The sequence below is a fragment of the Coleofasciculus sp. genome (genome assembly GCF_046539235.1).
In the GTDB taxonomy this organism is placed as follows: domain Bacteria; phylum Cyanobacteriota; class Cyanobacteriia; order Cyanobacteriales; family Coleofasciculaceae; genus Coleofasciculus.
This window is the reverse complement of sequence record NZ_JBKHHI010000118.1, coordinates 1-16,450: the sequence shown is the minus strand read 5'-3', so window position 1 is coordinate 16,450 and position 16,450 is coordinate 1. Positions and strand designations below refer to the sequence as shown.

15 protein-coding genes are annotated in these 16,450 nt (G+C 46.9%); 9 read left to right on the top strand and 6 right to left on the bottom strand.

Going from position 1 to position 16,450, the window contains the following annotated elements; genetic code table 11:
- Nucleotides 1-202: 202 nt before the first annotated feature.
- Nucleotides 203-1,030 carry an ABC transporter permease gene (locus ACLFWI_RS12920; RefSeq protein ID WP_446413274.1) on the top strand — a complete coding sequence of 276 codons (828 nt, stop codon included), beginning with the start codon at nt 203-205 and terminating at the stop codon, nt 1,028-1,030.
- 38 nt (nt 1,031-1,068) lie between these two features.
- The gene (locus ACLFWI_RS12915; RefSeq protein ID WP_446413273.1) at nt 1,069-1,647 is read left to right on the top strand and encodes a hypothetical protein; all 579 of its coding nucleotides are present in this window, start codon (nt 1,069-1,071) and stop codon (nt 1,645-1,647) included.
- A 7-nt stretch (nt 1,648-1,654) separates the two neighbouring features.
- Here ACLFWI_RS12915 and ACLFWI_RS12910 read toward each other — a convergent pair whose 3' ends face one another.
- The 4 genes from ACLFWI_RS12910 to ACLFWI_RS12895 all read right to left on the bottom strand — a co-directional run bounded on the left by ACLFWI_RS12910 (nt 1,655) and on the right by ACLFWI_RS12895 (nt 7,151).
- A complete protein-coding gene (locus ACLFWI_RS12910) occupies nt 1,655-2,308 on the bottom strand; it encodes a type I restriction endonuclease (RefSeq protein ID WP_446413272.1) in 654 nt (217 codons plus the stop codon).
- 54 nt (nt 2,309-2,362) lie between these two features.
- On the bottom strand, nt 2,363-3,493 hold the full coding sequence (locus tag ACLFWI_RS12905) for a CO2 hydration protein (RefSeq protein WP_446413271.1): 1,131 nt from the start codon (nt 3,491-3,493) through the stop codon (nt 2,363-2,365).
- A 128-nt stretch (nt 3,494-3,621) separates the two neighbouring features.
- Nucleotides 3,622-5,118, bottom strand: a complete 1,497-nt coding sequence (locus ACLFWI_RS12900) for an NADH-quinone oxidoreductase subunit M (protein WP_446413270.1) — start codon at nt 5,116-5,118, stop codon at nt 3,622-3,624.
- Nucleotides 5,119-5,273: 155 nt separating this feature from the next.
- Nucleotides 5,274-7,151, bottom strand: coding sequence for an NAD(P)H-quinone oxidoreductase subunit F (locus ACLFWI_RS12895; protein ID WP_446413269.1), 1,878 nt, complete (start codon nt 7,149-7,151; stop codon nt 5,274-5,276).
- A gap of 569 nt (nt 7,152-7,720) precedes the next feature.
- Here ACLFWI_RS12895 and ACLFWI_RS12890 point away from each other — a divergent pair.
- The 7 genes from ACLFWI_RS12890 (at nt 7,721) to ACLFWI_RS12860 (ending at nt 14,253) form a co-directional block, all read left to right on the top strand.
- Nucleotides 7,721-8,032, top strand: coding sequence for a carbon dioxide-concentrating mechanism protein CcmK (locus ACLFWI_RS12890; protein ID WP_006105229.1), 312 nt, complete (start codon nt 7,721-7,723; stop codon nt 8,030-8,032).
- 86 nt (nt 8,033-8,118) lie between these two features.
- A complete protein-coding gene (locus ACLFWI_RS12885; RefSeq protein WP_006105258.1) occupies nt 8,119-8,460 on the top strand; it encodes a carbon dioxide-concentrating mechanism protein CcmK in 342 nt (113 codons plus the stop codon).
- A gap of 137 nt (nt 8,461-8,597) precedes the next feature.
- Entirely contained in the window at nt 8,598-8,900 is a 303-nt protein-coding gene (locus ACLFWI_RS12880) for a EutN/CcmL family microcompartment protein (RefSeq protein ID WP_446407223.1), read from the top strand.
- A gap of 380 nt (nt 8,901-9,280) precedes the next feature.
- Entirely contained in the window at nt 9,281-10,993 is a 1,713-nt protein-coding gene (locus ACLFWI_RS12875; RefSeq protein ID WP_446413268.1) for a ribulose bisphosphate carboxylase small subunit, read from the top strand.
- A 334-nt stretch (nt 10,994-11,327) separates the two neighbouring features.
- Nucleotides 11,328-11,879: a hypothetical protein gene (locus ACLFWI_RS12870; protein ID WP_446413267.1), complete on the top strand. Its 552-nt coding sequence runs from the start codon at nt 11,328-11,330 to the stop codon at nt 11,877-11,879.
- A 176-nt stretch (nt 11,880-12,055) separates the two neighbouring features.
- On the top strand, nt 12,056-12,835 hold the full coding sequence (locus ACLFWI_RS12865; RefSeq protein ID WP_446413266.1) for a BMC domain-containing protein: 780 nt from the start codon (nt 12,056-12,058) through the stop codon (nt 12,833-12,835).
- 407 nt (nt 12,836-13,242) lie between these two features.
- Nucleotides 13,243-14,253: a LysR substrate-binding domain-containing protein gene (locus ACLFWI_RS12860; protein WP_446413275.1), complete on the top strand. Its 1,011-nt coding sequence runs from the start codon at nt 13,243-13,245 to the stop codon at nt 14,251-14,253.
- Here the strand turns inward: ACLFWI_RS12860 and ACLFWI_RS12855 are convergent.
- Together ACLFWI_RS12855 and ACLFWI_RS12850 are read right to left on the bottom strand one after the other, a co-directional pair.
- On the bottom strand, nt 14,195-15,310 hold the full coding sequence (locus tag ACLFWI_RS12855; RefSeq protein WP_446413265.1) for an ABC transporter permease: 1,116 nt from the start codon (nt 15,308-15,310) through the stop codon (nt 14,195-14,197). The genes ACLFWI_RS12860 and ACLFWI_RS12855 overlap by 59 nt on opposite strands.
- A gap of 10 nt (nt 15,311-15,320) precedes the next feature.
- Nucleotides 15,321-16,196 (bottom strand): Npun_R2479 family HD domain-containing metalloprotein, encoded by an 876-nt coding sequence (locus ACLFWI_RS12850; protein ID WP_446407228.1) that lies wholly within the window; start codon nt 16,194-16,196, stop codon nt 15,321-15,323.
- Nucleotides 16,197-16,450 lie beyond the last annotated feature (254 nt).

Here is a 16,450-nt window from a genome sequence, read left to right as displayed (position 1 = left end):
GGGTTTAGGGACTGTAGGGGCGGGTTTAGGGACTGTAGGGGCGGGTTTAGGGACTAAAGTCAGCTATTGCTGAAATAACTGAACAACAAAACCCGCCCTCCTCACCAATAACTGAACTTTATCCCCATCTCCCCCACACCATCAGCCAGATGTCCGGAATTATGAAGTAATATTAAGAAGAGATGTTAATCCTATCGATATTGTGAAGTCTAATCTCGTATTCCCCTTCAGCAAAACACTCAAAGGCAGTCAGTGGCAAACCATCATCGCCGATAGCCTCACCGTATTCTGGGGCGAGTGGTTAAAGCTGCGGGTGAGAATCCTGCAAGTCGCGGCGGCTGGACTCATCTCCCCAGTGATTTACATTATCGCATTTGGCTTGGGATTGGGTAGCGCCCTCAATTCAGCCATGGAATCGGCGGCGGGTGACAGCTATTTAGAGTTTATCCTACCGGGGATGATTGCCCTATCCTCGATGACGATTAGCTTCAGTGGGACAACTTTTTCGATATGCGGTGAACGGCTTTACACCAAAACCTTTGCTGAAACATTACTGATGCCTGTACACCCATTAGCGCTGTATTTGGGTAAAATTCTAGCCGGAATCGTGCGCGGCTTGATGACATCCGGTTCGGTGATTGTGGTAGCGGTTCTGTTTACAGGTAAAGTTTTCAGCTTTATCAATCCCTTATTTTTGCTAGTGTTACTGCTGAATTGCGCCGTATTTTCTGGTTTAGGGGTAATTGTGGGATTGAATGTCAAGTCTTTAGAATCCGTGGGACTTTATAACAATTTTGTGATTGTACCAATGTCGTTTTTGGGCGCAACTTTTTTTGATCCGAGAACGTTACCCTTGGCATTAAAAGTTATCGTCTACTTGTTACCCCTCAGCTATGCCAGTACCGGATTACGGGCGGCTGCTTATTTACCTCTATCCCAGTTTCCCTGGTATTCTATCCCAGTTTTATTAGCCTTCGCGATCGCACTATCCTTTATCGGGGCTTATAAATTTGCCCACCAGCAGGATTAGATCTGAATTTTAATTCCCTGTTCCCTGTTCCCTAAAAAATGACAAATGACTTGATCACGTTAGAACTGCGCTGGTTCAATCGCGGTAATTTACCTAAACAGGTAAACGATTGGTTTGCCACAGATTGTCCAGGCGAGACATTGGGATCGCCAGAAACCAGGGAGGATATCTATCTTTATATCCCCGATTGTCCCTATCTGAATATTAAATTTCGACAAGGCAGTTTAGAGGTTAAGTGGCGTAAGGCGGAATTGGGTATTAGGCAATTTAGTCGTCACTGGCAAGGCGGGATTGAACAATGGATTAAGTGGAGTTGTCAAGACTCAACCTCCGAGAGTCTAATGCCCAAAGGCGGCTTGACGCAAGGATCATGGGTGTCGGTGCACAAAGCGCGATCGCAACGTTTTTACCAAGAGATTACCTATGAATTAACCCAGCTTACCGTTAACCATGAGAATTGGTGGACAATTGCGTTTGAGGCACTTGTGGAAGTTGACACTATGAATCTGGAGGAATTTGAGCAGGGTGTTAGGGAAATAGGTTCGACGTATCAGGGATTACCATTACAAAATCATCAGTCTTGTGCCTATCCTACTTGGCTTAATTTGATCGTTTAGAGGTTTATTATAAACAAAAACCACCTGATTGGTTACTCATTGCTAATTGACCTAAACGCTTCAGTACACTCAAAACGCTATACAGTTCATTTCCTGGATTGAAAATATCAAACAATTTAGATACAGCGTATCGAGTTGTTTCTCCTTTGACTAATTTTATAAATCTAAAGCTACTCCCATTCGTAATTAGTCCGTAGGCAGGTTTTTCCCGATCAGGATTTGACAGCATGTAAGCGAGAAGTTGTGGTTTGCCAACCTCTAAAGAAAATGCGGCTTTTTTTGATTCAATGACAACTAGCCAAACTTGTTCTAATAAAGCCAATACATCGATCTCTCCTCTGACAATAACTCCCTCATCTTCTGCTGCTATTGCCACAGACGTCTCGGATTTGATGTGGAAGGGGTGGAGGTAGAAGTCCGCTAAGTCTAGCAAGGGAGAGAGAACAACCATTTTTACGGTGTTTTCCAACAGAGGTGGGTATTTCGTTAAATTCTGATAACTGAGTTTTACTCTGTCCAACCTTTCTTTCTCAGCGTCAGTAATTTCCGGTAAGTTGTCCTGCCATTCTCGGAAGAATTGGTCATCTTCAACCAACTGGATGCCAAATTTTGTTTCTAATTCATGGAGAGTAATATCTCTAGCTGGAAGAGTTTGAGTCATAATAATAGATAAGAATTATTTCCGAGGAAGGACAAATGACAAATAACCAATAACTCACTGATTAACATCATTAAGCCGCGATGTGACAAATCGATCCATCCAATATTCCAAATACGCCCGATTTTCCGCCTGTTGTTCCGGTTCCGTCGTATCCAACGGATGAGGCGCTAAACCCAAAATTGCCGCCGTGGTGACACAAAACATCGACTTCTGAAACGTTTGGCAAATCTGCACTCGCAAATCATCCTCTCCCCGACGCGATCGCTGATAGACTTGATGCAGATAATCCGGTAAATAATGACGCATATCCTGCATCAATAATGTGGGTGGAATCCCCGAACTACCCACAGGTAACGGATCAGCATATAATGCCCCATAAGTAAACTTCCCTTGTTCGGGCGGAATCTGATTAGCTTGGGCGTTATAGGAAACCGTCCCCAAAAACGGCGTTCCCCGAAAGAAAATCGCCTCCACATAGGGTACTGCTGTATCCATGAGAAAGGTTAACCCAGCGGATTTTGGCAGTATCTCATACTCGCGATCGCGAATTTTCACGCTATAGGTAATCGGTTTATTCGCCGCCGCCACTAATCCATTTAAAATATGTTCCACAACTTGGGGAATCGTCTTAATTTCCCCCTTGTCATAGCGACTGGATAACTCCATAAAAATATCACTCATCACCCGCCAGAATTGACCCAAGCCACTGTAATATGCCATCTGACGCACTTGTTCGGTCAGAAAATTGGGAAATAACCCATTTAATCCTTGCACAAAAGGATTCCCCTTAAACTTTGCCTGAATTGCGGCGGCACAGTGTTGTTCAAATTCTGGCGTATCTAGATAAGCATCTAATTTTCCACCTCCATGCCAAAACATGGATTTCATACAGTATTCGGCATATTCAAAATTAATCCGATTATGCCACCAGTGCTGTATTAGCTTCTGGAGAGAAACCTCCCCATTGAAGTATTTAAAGAAGGGAAAAAAGACTAAAAACTGATTCTCAGCAATATAAATTAGATTACGCGAATAGGCATCCAAGACAATGCCATAACTATGTAAAATCCCCACAACCTCTAGCACATTCTCTGGTGAATCCACCAGCAACGCTTCACCTGAGTTCAGGCGTTTAATGTAAGGTTCTAGGGGATGATTTTTAGATGTTTTTTGACTAATGACCATAGCAATTAGTTTTGATTGTGTAGGGGCGGGTTTTACTCTTATCATTTCCGACTTAACCCATAAGTAACTAAACCCGCCCCGACTGATCCGTTAGAATGACGAATGACATAAGACAACTGACCAAAATATTATCGACTCACCTCAACGCCTAAAACCATTGTCGGTGAATTCGTCACCATCGTCGCTGTAGTTGTTTCACTCAAACGCACTAACCATCCCGGTTGAATGCCCAAAATAACAATCAACACGGCTAACACAATCGCAGGTATCCGTTCACTCCAGTAAACAGGGGGTAAATCCATCACCTGCGCCGAGAGACGACCAAAAAAGGTGCGATCCAACAGAATTAAGAAATAAACCGCCGTTAAAACTGTCCCAATCATACACAGAAGCGTTTGCACCGGAAACGCCGGAAAACTCCCCCGAAATACCAGAAATTCGGAGATAAATCCCACCATTCCCGGAATTCCCGCACTCGCCATTACCGCCAATACCATGAAGCTACCAATCAACGGTAATCCGCGTTCCCGATTCAAGAGTCCATTGAGAACCTCTAAATCTCGCGAACCCGTCTTCTTATACACCACCCCCACCAAAAAAAACAGTAACGCCGAGATTAACCCATGACTCACCATTTGCATCACCGACGCCACCAGGGAAATTGATGTCGCAGCGGCGGCGGCTAGTAAAATATACCCCATGTGCGCCACTGAACTAAACGCCACCATCTTCTTCATATCCCGTTGCGCGATCGCATTAAACGCCCCATAAAGCACACTGACAACTGCCCATATCGCTAACCAGGGGGCGACTACAGTCCAAGCTTCTGGGAATAATCCTAAACCAAAGCGCAATAATCCATAGGTTCCTAACTTCAGCAACACCCCCGCCAACAGCATGGAAATCGGTGTGGATGCTTCAACGTGGGCATCGGGTAACCAGGTATGAAAGGGTACTAAAGGAATTTTAATCCCAAAGGCGATCAGAATTCCGCCTAATAACAGCAATTGACGACCCACAGGCAATAATGAAGCTAAGTTCTGCACATTGCTGTAGGCAAAGGTATTTGCCCCACTCAAAAATACCAAGCCTAAAAAGACAGCTAAAACCAGCGCCCCAGACGCTGCTGTATATAAGAGAAACTTAGTTGCCGCATAGCCACGCCGTTTTCCGCCCCAGATGGCAATTAACAAATATAAGGGAATTAACTCCAGTTCATAAAACAGGAAAAACAGCAATAAATCTTGCGCCAAAAATGCCCCGGCTACCCCAGCGTTTAATAACAGAATTAGCGTGTAATAAAATCGAGGGCGTTCTAACTCCTGATCAGTCGCGTAAACCGCCATCACAGTGAGTAAGCCATTTAATACCACTAAAGGTATTGACAACCCATCGATACCTAAACTGTAGGTTAACCCAATTGACTCAATCCAAGACAGTTTTTCTTGAAATTGAAGACTCATCTGACCGGGATTAAACTGCCCTAGCAGTACCAGTGACCAAATAAACAGACCACTGGTAACGATGAGTGTGACTTGACGCGCCCCTTTTGCCATCAGCGTCGTGGGCAAAAATCCTACGACTAGGGCTGTTAATAGCGGCACTAAAATTAAAGCACTTAGCATAATTTGTCTTATGTCTTATGTGATTCGTATTCGAGGCTAACGGTTCAGGCGGGGCGGGTTTAGTCTCATCTGGATTCAGTCAAAAACGATAATAGTTAAACCCGCCCCTACGCATTCACGCACCATGCCCTTTTTCCGAAGTGAAGGGTCAAACTTCAAAATTCAAATAACCACCGTTCCCAGTCCCACTGGCTGAGGGGCCAACTGATCAAGAGTGCTAATAAGCTTACACCGATGAGAATCGTTAACAGGTAAAACTGGGATTTCCCCGAAACACTATATTTCAATGATTGACCCCCAACCACAGTCGCCAAACCGACTAAATTCACCGCACCATCGACAATATGACGGTCAACCCAGTCGGTCAGTTTAGAAAACAGGTCAACGGCAAAGACCACGGTCAGATTGTAGAGTCGATCGACGTAAAAATCATAAGCTAAAAGGTCTTGCCAAAATCTCACAGGTAAGAGAATCGATCGCAATCCAGTTCTGTGTAAGTCCATTAAACCGCCAATCGCACAACCAACTACGCTGGAACCCAATAATAACAGTTGAGGTCCTTCAATCAGATACTCATACTTGGCAACAGGTAACAGGTTTAATTGTTGCAGCAACAAAGGCATCCCCAGATTAATCAGGGTTAACCCAACCATAGGTAACGCCATGGGCCAAGTCACTTCCGGGGCGCGGCGGGTTTTTGGCTGGGGATTACCTAAAAATACTAGGCGAAAGACGCGGGTTAATCCTAAGGCTGTAATCCCATTCACCACGATAAAGGTTGCGACTAATCCGGGCGAATCCGCCCACAGTGAATTAATGCCTTTACTTATCGCCCAATACCCTCCTAGGGGCAATAGTCCAATCATCCCCGCTGTTCCGACGACAAAGGCAGTGGTTGTGGCGGGCATCCGTGACCATAAGCCGCCCATCTCGGTGAGATTTTGGTTACTGGTTGTGAGAATAATTGAACCCGTACTCATAAATAATAAGGCTTTGGCAAAGGCGTGGGCGAGGAGTAACGCCGCGGCAATATCAGCGCGTCCAGTTCCCACAGCGATAAACACCAACCCTAAATAGGCACTGGTGGTATGGGAGAGCGATCGCTTAATATCAATTTGGGCTATGGCGACTAAAGATGCACCAATCGCCGTGATCGTGCCAATTACCACTAACACGGATAAGGTGACTGGGGATAGGGCTAAAATCGGCAGCAGTTTAATCAACACGTATGCCCCACAGCAGACGACTAGCGAATTCCGCAAGACGGAGGCGGGGTTTGGTCCTTCCATCGCTTCATCTAACCACAAATGCAAGGGAAATTGAGCGCATTTCCCTAGGGGTCCGGCAATTAGGGCTAATCCCAGCAATGTGGCGAGGATGGGGGGGAGGGTGGCGGTTCCTGCCCAATTGTATAGGTTATTAAAGTTTAAGCTACCGGCGAGGCTTCCCAGGGTAACAACCCCCATTAACAGCAACATGTCTCCCACTCGCTTGGTTAAAAAGGCATCTCGTGCCGCGGTAACCACTAAGGGTTGAGCATACCAAAAGCCAACGAGTAAGTAGGTGGAGAGGGTGAGCATTTCCAACAGGGCATAGCTCAATAGTAGGGAATTACTCAAGGCAATTCCACTCATCGCCCCTTCAAAGAACCCCATTAAGGCAAAAAAGCGAGCTAATGCCCAGTCTTTTTCCATGTAGCCTAGGGCATACAGTTGCGCCAACAGGCTGAGGCTGGTCACCACCTCTGCCGCACCTGTACTCACGGGAGATACTTCTAGGGCGAAGCAGAAATTGACGCCGCCAACTTGCAGCCAGTCAAATAAAAACTCGTTCACCATTGGTTGATTCACGGCAGACCGGAAGATTACCCCACCGTGAATACAGGCAAGAAGCGTCATTAATATGTTGAGATAGGCAGCCGGACGGGGACCGGTACGGCGAATCATACCCGTTGCCCAAGGTAAGCTTAAAATGGCACCAATTAGACCATAAAACGGCACTAACCAAATTGTCTGATTCAGAAACTCTGTCATCCCGCTTGCGTACCTCGTTGGTTTTTTATCACTGGATCATATCGATACAGAATTTTGCCTATTGACCAAGGGATTCGCTGGCGCAATGCTGGCGCGATCGCGGTTAGAGTCCCTCTATTTAATTATTAAAGGTCAGCTTCATCAAAATGATAAATTTAGCTTATACTTAACCATAGAGCCTTGACCTTCTCTCCATGCTTGAGTTGTTCAGTCAGGCGTTGCTCCTACCCTTTGCCCCTGCTTGATTATGAGGTGATTGTCCGGCGTCTGGAGACAAGTCGTTTTAACGTATAAAAACGTTACCCAAAAATTATAAAACAAAGCCAACATTTCGCCAAAGCTGAGAATTTTGCCCAACCTCTCGATTATTATCGCTCTAATGTTAAGTTTTGTTAAACAGTTTGATTAAGAATTATCATAATAATTTATATTGTCAATTGTGCCAAGCTTCTCTATGCTTGGTTTTGGCTAGTAATTTATTAGTCTAAACTTCGGTATTCCCGTCCAAATTTTTGCCCAACCGGGATGGGCGGACTCATGGTCAACGTATTCACGAGGAGAAAATCAACGTGCCAATTGCTGTAGGAATGATTGAAACCAAAGGCTTTCCGGCTGTCGTCGAAGCCGCCGATGCCATGGTGAAAGCTGCCCGTGTCACCTTGGTCGGGTATGAAAAAATTGGTAGTGCGCGGGTTACGGTAATTGTTCGGGGCGATGTCTCGGAAGTCCAAGCCTCCGTCGCTGCTGGCGTAGAATCTGCCAATCGGGTCAATGGGGGTGAAGTCGTATCCACCCACATCATTGCCCGTCCCCACGAAAACTTGGAATATGTCCTACCGATTCGATATAGCGAAGCCGTGGAGCAATTCCGCTCCTATTAGCAACACCTTTACGCTTAGATTGGGCTAAATCCTGGCGCTGGTTAGGTGTCAAAACAGACAAACCCCTAGATTTTGGAGAAACATTTATGTCAATCGCCGTTGGAATGGTAGAAACCCTAGGCTTTCCGGCTGTCGTCGAAGCCGCTGACGCCATGGTGAAAGCCGCCCGCGTCACCTTGGTCGGGTATGAAAAAATCGGCAGTGGTCGGGTTACGGTTATCGTCCGGGGCGATGTGTCGGAAGTCCAAGCCTCTGTAGCCGCTGGTGTGGATAACGTCAAGCGCGTCAATGGAGGTCAGGTTCTATCCACTCACATTATTGCCCGCCCTCATGAAAACCTAGAGTACGTGTTGCCAATTCGGTACACTGAAGACGTAGAACAGTTCCGAGAAAGCACGAATGCCATCCGTCCGCTTAACCGTCCCTAAGACCAATACCCTTATCCTTAAATGATTATGGGAAAGGTTAATTGGGGATTGAGACAAAAGCAAGACTTGCTGGTTTAAAAAACGGTAACTCAGTCCGCCCAGAACCGACCATCCAAAATCCCAACCGTGGAGGATAAATGCAAATTGCCAGAGTGCGGGGGACAGTCGTTAGTAGTTGTAAAGAACCCAGCCTGAGAGGTGTAAAATTTCTCTTAGTACAGTTTATGGATGAAGAGGGTAAACCTCTACCTAACTACGAAGTGGCAGCAGATGTCGTCGGTGCGGGTGTGGATGAGTGGGTTTTGGTGAGTTGTGGCAGCGCAGCCCGTCAGGTGGGTGAAAGTGATAAGCGCCCTATTGATGCTATGGTAGTGGGGATTATCGACACCGTTAGTGTAGATAATCACATTCTCTACAGTAAAAAAGATCAATATCGATAGTCTGGGGTGAAAAAAGTCATCCGAAATCGTTAACACCAATCATGAGCAAGCCCTGAGTCTGACTCCCTTATCGGTCTAAGATGACTGACCGCCAGACCAAGAATTTATACCCTAATTTGGCGTATTAAAGCTAATACTTATTCTGCTGGCGGGAGGGGAGTAAACCCAATAGCCCTCGGCTCAATACCCGGGTTTTAACCAAAAGCTTCTCCCTCAAAACCCGACAATCTAGAATTGCTGATGTTTGAAGATCCAGCTTAAACAAAGATCTTTATATCCCTATTGGGATAAACATCCAAGGCTTATGGATGAAATGCTCTTGGTTTAATCAAAAAAAACAACAGGTTGATATACGTTGTGCAAGGCAGGAAAATATTATCATGGTAGTTCGTAGCTACGCGGCACCCCCGACCCCTTGGTCAAAAAGTTTGGCGGAACCCAAAATTCACGAAAGTGCCTACGTCCACTCCTTTTCTAACATTATCGGAGATGTCAGAATCGCCGAAAATGTCATGGTTTCTCCGGGGACTTCCATTCGAGCAGACGAAGGTGGACCGTTTTACATTGCCGCGGGCTCGAATATTCAAGATGGAGTGGTGATTCATGGCTTAGAAGGTGGGCGAGTGTTGGGGGATGACCAAAACTCCTACTCCGTCTGGATTGGTCAGAATACCTCTATTACTCATCTATGCCTGATTCATGGTCCAGCCTACATTGGAGATGATTGCTTTATTGGCTTTCGCTCTACTGTGTTTAATGCTCGCATCGGTCATGGCTGTATCGTCATGATGCACGTCTTGGTGCAAGATGTGGAAATTCCGCCGGGGAAATATATACCCTCTGGAGCAGTGATTAATAACCAGCAGCAAGCGGATAGACTGCCCGATGTCCAAGAGGAGGATCTCACGTTTGCTCATAATCTGATCGCATGCAACGATGCATTGCGATCAGGGTATCAGTGTGCAGAGGATGAAGCTTGTATTGCGCCAATCCGCAATCAGAGGGTTCAATCCTCTGACTCTGATCAGGAAAATGGAAATCAACCTTCTCGTCGTTCTTCTTATTCTTATAGTTCCATGCCTTCATTTACAGCCATAAATTCAGACCTGCAGAAACAAATTCGTCAACTGTTAGCTCAAGGATATCGGATTGGTGCCGAATATGCAGATGAGCGGCGCTTCCGGACGAGTTCTTGGAAGAGTGCGATCGCGATTCACTCAGATCGTGAATCAGAGGTGCTTGATGCTCTGAGCGATTGCTTAGCCGAACATGAGGGCGAATATGTCCGCCTGATTGGGATTGACCCGAAAGCCAAGCGGCGGGTGATGGAAGAAATTATCCAAAGACCCGGTGATCAGCCGTCCAAGTCCACCCCAGCGAAAGCATCTTCGAGTTATCGTTACAGTGAGCCTGCGGCGAGCAAAAACCGTCAGGTTTCCCGTTCACAACCGCAACTGGAGTCTGATCTCCAGCAAACGGTGCGGGGACTAATCGCTCAAGGTTATGGGGTTGGCTTAGAATATGCCGATGAGCGGCGCTTCCGCACCAGTTCCTGGAAGAGTGCGATGTCGATTCAATCCAATCGGGAATCGGAGGTGATGGACGCGATTACCGACTGTTTAGCCGACCATGAGGGCGAGTATGTGCGCTTGATTGGGATTGACCCCAATGCGAAACGGCGGGTGATGCAAGAAATTATTCAACGACCCGATAGTAAAGCCGTGACAACAGGGACATCGGTCTCCTCAAATGGTCAGCGCGATCGCACTAGCACCAAAACCCCGGTATCCGCACCCTCAAAAGCGGATTCTGTATCACCTGCGGATACGTCTTTGAGCCAAGAGGCGATTGATCAAGTCCGGGGTTTGTTAGCTCAAGGATACAAAATTGGTACCGAACATGCCGACAAGCGCCGCTTCCGCACCAGTTCCTGGCAAAGCTGCGCTCCCATCGAATCCAATCAGGTTTCTGAGGTGATTGAGGGGTTAGAAGGCTGTATGGCTGAACATAGTCAGGAATATGTTCGTCTGATTGGCATTGATCCAAAAGCCAAGCGGCGTGTCTTGGAAACCCTGATTCAAAAACCAAGTTGAGCAATCATTACCTGAGTAACCCTTAGAAGTCAGCGGGAAAGGAAAGGGTGATCTGTGATTGGGGATTGGTGATGGAGTTAGGTTTTAACTCAATTCTTTCTCCGGAATTGCTCAACCAATAATTGACAATTTTAAATCCTCAATCCCTTTCCTTTCCTACAGAGGTAATCGAAAATCATTGACTTCAAAATCGCGGTAATTCTAATTCTATTAACCTGATTAGCTTCACGTTTATAACGTCTATAACTATAAAATGCATTTGCCCCTGCCACTACCATTGAGCAGTCACTCTCATGTCTATGTTCAAGGTGATGTAACTATTGACCCGAGTGCTGTGATTTCATCGGGAGTAATTTTGCGGGCTAATCCTGAGAGTCGAATTATTATTGCTCCGGGTGTTTGTATTGGTGCAGGTTCAGTTCTGCACGCTGACCAAGGGACATTAGAGATAGAAACCGGTGTCAATCTGGGTACAGGTGTATTGGTCGTGGGTCACGGGACAATTGGGGCAAATGCCTGTATCGGTTCACTGACCACGATTTGGAATGCTTCGATTGAGCGATTAACCGTTGTGCCTGCGGGGTCTGTTGTTGGTGATGTGGGGCGTCAAGTTGCCGAGGTTTGTGTACCAGCGACTCCTCCGGTTGATAGCTCTAATCCCCCAGAAACGGTAAATCATTCACCTCAGATCGCATCTCCTCCATCTCCTTCTCCTGAACAGCCTGAGCAGCAGGATGTCAACCCACCTGTTGATTCCCAGAGACGTTCCAGTGAGTCCACGACGGAAGAGGAAGCTGAATCGGCTAACTCCCCGGCGGAAAACTCCGTCTATGGGCAAGGGAGTGTAGACCGGATTCTCAAAACTCTATTTCCCTATAATCAATAATTTGGACTCCTGATGCAGGGGAGTCATTTAGCCGTTACCCGCCCCTTCAATCTGTAGTGTTAAGATCAGCGCTGAGATAGGTTATACCGATAAGTTGTTAGGGTTGAGGTGTTGGGTTTCTTAGACTGGATTAGAGGCAACACTTAACTGCCAACAACGACATGGAGAGCCGAGCTATGGAGTCATACAACCCTGGAATTATCCCCCACACCCCTTCTACTCAACGAAATCGCTTTCGTCATTCCTCTTTGGGTTTGGTGTCTACGCTCAGTTTTCCTGTGATTGTGAGTACGGCTGATGCGATGCTCAAGGCGTCTGGAGTGACGTTGATCGGATTTGAAAAAATTGGCAGTGGTCATTGTACGGCAATTGTGCGCGGCGCTACAGCAGAAGTACGGATTGCGGTGCAAGCTGGGGTTGAACATGCTAAACGAGAAGGTCGATTATTGTCCTCCTTGGTAATTCCTCGACCCTTTCCCAACTTGGAGGTTGTCTTACCTCTGGGTTCTCATTTGCTAGAAGAGGCGCAACAGCAACTGCGATCGCGCCATAGTTCCCAAGCCCTGGGACTTCTAGAAACTCGCGGCTTTCCCGCGATCGTCGGTGCCGCGGATGCGATGCTCAAATCCGCAAATGTGGAACTGACTGGTTACGAAACCATTGGCGCGGGCTTATGTACGGTGATTATCCGGGGTCGAGTCGCAGAAGTCGCCATGGCGCTGCAAGTGGGTATGGCAGAAGCCCAACGGATTGGGGAACTGGTTGCTGTTACCGTGATTACTCGACCGTTAGAAGATCTCGAACAAGCCCTACCCTTGGCAAGTTACTTCATTGAAGAGGAAAAAACACCCGAACCCCTACGATTGCCTGTCGAGGTTAAGGAAACAGAGAAGGAATTAGTCGAACTCCCTGATTTAGATAAATTGCCCGCACCGACTAAAGAAATTGACTTCTGATATTACATACATTGCCGATTAGCAGAGCTGAGGGAGCTGGGGAAGCAATGTAGAGACGTGCCATGGCGCGTCTGGAAGCTAGGGGAGACAAAATTAAAAGCTCAAAAAAATTATGTAAATTCAATCAAGTAATAATCCTCCTGCCTCCTGCCTTATGCTAAAAAAAGGCGTTGCACCCAATTCCAGCGATGACCGGATTAAGCTTTCCTGTAGGTACAGGCTAAAACCAAACCGCTTATTCCGGAACATACAAATTGGTTAGGGGGCAACGCGATCTGGAAGGAAGACTGTCACTTGTTTGGTGTTATCTGAGATCTTAACTCAGAGTTACCATAGAAAAAATACATTGTTATGATAGAAAGCATAGACTATAGTCTATGAATTATTCCGATCAAGGAGGAGTATCGTTGAAGCAAGCCACGCTGCATCAGCTCAAAGTCTTTGAAGCCGTTGCTCGACATAATAGTTTTACTCGTGCAGCCGAAGAACTATTTCTCACCCAACCCACGGTGTCAATGCAGGTGAAACAGCTTACCCGAGCGGTTGGTGTTCCCTTATTTGATCAAGTAGGCAAACGGCTTTATCTTACCCAAGCCGGAGAGGAACTCGTCAAGACCTGCCGTGCCATATTTGAGAATTTAGACCAGTTTGAGATGACCGTCGCTGATTTGCAAGGGCTAAAACAGGGACGCTTGCGGGTTTCGGTGATCACAACCGCCAAATATTTTATTCCCCGGTTACTCGGTCCATTTTGTCGGCGTTATCCAGGAATAGATGTGTCGCTTCAGGTGACCAATCATGAATTTATCTTGAATCGTCTGAATGACAATGCCGATGACTTGTATGTAATGAGTCAACTCCCGGAGCTGGATATTACCTACGAAGCCATTCTTGACAATCCCCTCGTCGTCATCGCCCCGGCGGATCATCCGTTGGTGAATGAAACCAATATTCCTCTAGAGCGCTTGGCAGAGGAACCCTTTATTATGAGAGAACCGGGGTCAGGAACGCGCAAGGCAGTGCAAGAACTCTTTGATTCCCGTGATATTCAGTTAAAAGTGCAGCTTGACTTAGGCAGCAATGAAGCCATTAAACAAGCGATCGCGGGCGGGTTAGGCATTTCGGTTTTATCCCGTCATACCTTAGCCTTAGAGGGCATCTGTAACCAACTGACGATATTAGATGTGGAAGAATTCCCGATTGAACGATACTGGTATGCGGTTTACCCCAACGGCAAACAACTCTCTATTGTCGCTCGCACCTTTCTCGATTATTTACTCTCTGAAGGCAAAGACTTTGCCCAAAAGACTGCCCTACGCCGAACCTTGCCACCCGCGCCATCCAATGGAACTCCTCCCCCTAGCGCTGCAAACTCCGAGGATCAAGGGCATCCCGTAGACCATCCCCCAGCAAGTTAAAGGCTAACACGGTCAAGATAATCAGTACGGCGGGGGGCCAAATTAACCAGGGTTGTAGCACCAAAATCGAAGCATTCGTTGCCAAGGATAGCAAATTTCCCCAGGAGGGGTCAGGTTGCTGAATGCCCAGACCGATTAAACTCAGCACTGATTCCGCCACAATAAAACTGGGGACGGCGAGAGTGGCTGAGATAATCACATAGGTTGCCGTTTGGGGCAGCACATGGCGGACAATAATGTACAGCGGTTTAGCCCCCATCGCCTGAGATGCTTGGACAAATTCTCGTTCTTTAATCGATAAAACCTGTCCGCGAATCACCCGGGCTAATCCAGACCAGCCAATAAACGAGGTAATCAAAACAATTAATAAAAATCGTTGGGCGCTGGTTAGTCCTGGTGGTAACACTGACGCCAATGCCACGAGTAGGTATAGAGTGGGAATCGTCATCATCACTTCCACTAGGCGCATCAGCATGGCATCAATCCACCCGCCAAAATAGCCAGAAATTCCGCCGATAATTAAACCCAGAGGAAAAGAGATGGCAATTCCCACTAAACCGATACTCAGACTAATTCGCCCTCCATACACCAAACGACTGAATTGATCCCGACCTTGCTCATCGGTCCCTAATAGATTCAGTTTGCCTTCACCAATCGTACCGAACAAGTGCAAGTTCATCGGAATTCCGCCAAATATCTCCACCTCTTCAAAATTTGGTGGTAAGGGGAAACGCAGTTGCAGAAACTGGTACGCCGAACCTTGAACAAATAAACGGATGGGGGACGGACTTTGCCAATCCACCATCAGTTCTCGTTCCCCCGTCTCTAAATCCGTTGGTCCTTGGGTGGTTGGGTAGACATGGGGACCAATAAACCTGCCTTCGGGAGTGCGCCAGTAGACTTGGGTGGGTGGCAACAGGGAACCATTGGGTTGGGAGAGATATGGGTCATAAGGCGCGACAAAATCAGCCGCAATTACGGCAAGGTAAAAAATCAATAGCACGATCGCGCCAAACCGAGCCAGGGGGTTCTTTTTCAGTTTTTGCCACCAGTTCATGGGTTACAGGTTAAGAGTTAAGCTGCTGGGCGAGTTGTCGGTGTTGTTCTTCGTTCTTTTCGTGTTCGACAACAAACACGTTGGAGTAGAGGTTGGCGGTGATTTGCTTCCCCTCTTGGGTAAGGGACAGGTAACGCAGGGCTTCCTGGATAAAGGGAAACACTCCATTCCAGTAAAACCTGGAATAACCAGCGCGAAGGTCACCAGGATGCTCATAGCCTAAGGCTTGATTCACACCTGTTTCTTCAAATTCGTAGAATAGAGAGCTAATTTTCTTGAGATAGCGGGGATCAGAAAGCTGACCAATTAAGTCAGAGGCACGAATTAAACCGGGATAATTCAGGGTATCTCGATGATCCCCTTCTTTGGGAACCGGGAAACGAGTCAGTTCAATATTGAGCTTAATCAGTTCCGCGTCAATCAGTTTGTGACCGCCAAATCGCTCATCCGTAAACAGTTTCGCCCGATCAACATGATGAGGCGTTAGGGATGCATCGGTAGCGCCAGGAGGCAGATGCACCATCTCACCATTTTTGCCCGTCGCATAAAGTCGTTCAGTTTCGCGATCCTGACGACAGACGCCTTTGACATAGCCAATGTCGTGGCAAACCAGAGAAATGATAAAGTGTAACCAATCTTCTGGTGTGACGCCCCCTTCACGGATATGCTTGCCTCGGAGAATCTCCTGACCCACTAACGTGACCAGGATAGAATGCTCGACATTATGATAGAGGGCATCGCTGTTGGCAATATTTTCCATTGCCATACTGCCTGCCCAAGCAATAATGTCCTCATAGTCGGTTTTCAGCCCCCCGTAAGTCCGGTGGTAGCCTTCCCGGAGTCTTTGGACAAATGAGTTTATGAGAATTTCTGTTGCGTTAAACATCCTGGGTAATCCCTGCGGAGTGCAATGGTTTGAGGATCAATCGAACAGTTATAACTCTATACTTTACAGGATGCGATAAATTTAGGTGGATGGCGATCTAAAGATTCACAACCTCGGCGTGTTCTTGGTCATAGCTAACTGTTACCGAACTCGCAACCCCCTTGTGTGTAAGGGTTTCAGGGGTTTTACTCTTCCTAACTCAACGTATCGCGGGAGTCCCCACCCTCAGCGTTAGCAGGGTGGGGAGGGATAGC